2 protein-coding genes and 1 pseudogene are annotated in these 2,041 nt (G+C 64.2%); 2 read left to right on the top strand and 1 reads right to left on the bottom strand.

The features are described 5' to 3' along the window. Window positions 1-617, top strand: a 617-nt coding sequence (locus tag EOA60_RS30520; protein ID WP_164899668.1) for an ATP-binding cassette domain-containing protein, incomplete at its 5' end; no start/stop codon positions are given. Further along, the gene (locus tag EOA60_RS30515) at window positions 617-1,669 is read left to right on the top strand and encodes an ABC transporter permease (RefSeq protein WP_067323158.1); all 1,053 of its coding nucleotides are present in this window, start codon (window positions 617-619) and stop codon (window positions 1,667-1,669) included. The genes EOA60_RS30520 and EOA60_RS30515, both read left to right, overlap by 1 nt. Before the next feature lie 42 nt (window positions 1,670-1,711). Here EOA60_RS30515 and EOA60_RS30510 read toward each other — a convergent pair. After that, window positions 1,712-2,041 (bottom strand): annotated as a pseudogene (locus EOA60_RS30510) (ATP-dependent DNA helicase); the annotation flags it as partial.

Raw genomic sequence — 2,041 nt, 5'->3', positions numbered from 1 at the left:
GCGACATCCTCGTACGCGGCAAGCCGGTGACCGGATGGAGTGCCGCCCGCTCGCGCGATGCCGGCATCGAGACGGTCTTCCAGGACCGCGCTTTGGCCGTGCAGCAGACGATCGTGCGCAACATCTTCATGGGCCGCGAGCTGACCGGCTTCATGGGCTGGCTGAAAGTCAACAAGGAGATCGAGGAGGCAAGCCGGCTGATGCGCGAGATCGGCTTCACATCGAAAGTGTTCACGCCGCATTCCATCGTCGGCCAGCTCTCGGGCGGCGAGCGTCAGGGTGTGGCGATCGCGCGCGCCATCTACAAGCAGGCGGAGCTGATTATCCTCGACGAGCCGACGACGGCGCTGTCGCTGAGGGAGACCGCCAAGGTCTTCCATTTCGTGCGCCAGGTGCGGGCGAGTGGCCGCTCGATCCTGTTCATCGGCCACAACATTCATCATGTCTTCGACATCGCCGACCGCTTCGTGGTGCTCGACCGCGGCAAGGTGGCGTTGACGGCTGACCGCAGCGAGGTCAAGTCAGCCGACGACCTCATCAACTTTATGGAAGAGATCGCGCATCCGGGTGGCCTGCCAGGGCTACACGAGGCGGGCGGAGCGGAGCAGAGAGCGTGATGAGCAAGGCCATGGAACCCGATCTGCAAACACCTCTGGGAAGAGCAAGCGGCCCGACAGAATCAGGCAAGCAGTGGAGTCATCCTTCCGATCACTGGCTGCGCGGCTTCGTCCTCGACAATCGCGCGGCGCTAGGCACGCTCGCCGTGTTCATCGTCATGATGGCGATCTTCATGATCGCCAACCCGACCGTCTTCACCACCTGGTATCTTTACAGCTCGGTGCTGACGACGCTTCCCGTCGCGCTGTTCGTTGTCGTGCCGCTGGTCTTCGTAGTCACCTGCGGCGAGATCGACCTATCGTTCCCGGCGACGATGGGTTTCGCCTCATGGGCCTTCGCGATCGTCGTGCAGGCCGGCTACGATCCGTTCCTCGGCATCGCCGCGGCGCTTCTCACCGGCACGCTGCTCGGCTTCCTGGTCGGATCGCTGGTGGTCTATGGCGGCCTGTCGTCGCTGATTGCCACGCTCGGCATGAACTTCCTGCTGCGCGGGCTGATCCAGATCATCAACGAGGGCAGGTCGACGGCGCTGACCAATCTGGCCGACAGCTCAGCTTACGCGATCTTCTCCAGCCAGCTCTGGGGCATCCCGGTGCAGATCTTCTGGGCGATCGCCTTCGTCGTGTTTTCGGCGCTGCTCTACAACCGCCACCGCTTCGGCGCCCAGGTCAAGGTGGTCGGCGACAATCCGGACAGCGCCAAGCAAATGGGCATCGACGTTCAGCGCGTCCGGGTCAAGGTGTTCGTCTTCACCGGCATCGGGGCGGCGATCGCCGGAACCTTCTCGGTGATGATCAACTTCACCTGGTGGCCGACGGCGGGCGACGGCTACCTGCTGCCGGTGCTGGCATCGGTGTTCGTCGGCGGCACGCCGACGTGGGGCGGTATCGGTACAGTGGTCGGCGGCGCGATCGGCGCGGTCACCGTGTCGTTCATCCAGACCGGCGTCGTCGCCGCGGGCCTCAGCGGCTTCTACGTGCAGTTCTTCAACGGGCTGATCATCATCCTGTCGCTGCTCGGCCACAAATGGAACCAGGCGCGGTATCGCTGAGAGGCTGCGGTTTTCGGACGGTAATCCGTTGGCGGCCGCCGCTCAAACGCTGGTGACAAACCCGTCCAGCACGCGTTTCTGGCCGGCCTTGTCAAAGTCGATGGTCAGCTTGTTGCCGTCGATGGCGGCAATGTTGCCGTTGCCGAATTTCTGGTGGAAGACGCGGTCGCCGAGCTTGAATGGCGAAGGTGTGTCGGCGACCGATTTGGCGACCAGCTCGCCTTCGATGGTGCGGCCTTTCACCGAGGTGCGGCCAGCGCCATAGCCGCTGTCGGTCTCGCCATAGCCGATGCGTTCGACCTGGTGGCCGGAGCGTGTGCCCCAGTTGCGGTCGGTCGCTTCGGTGCGGTTCGCCTGCGCGCGCTGCCAGCC

Origin of the sequence: Mesorhizobium sp. M1A.F.Ca.IN.020.06.1.1, assembly GCF_004023265.1 — a bacterium.
In the GTDB taxonomy this organism is placed as follows: Bacteria; Pseudomonadota; Alphaproteobacteria; order Rhizobiales; family Rhizobiaceae; genus Mesorhizobium.
Note: the sequence above shows the minus strand (reverse complement) of the source record. Positions and strands in the feature narration are given on the sequence as shown.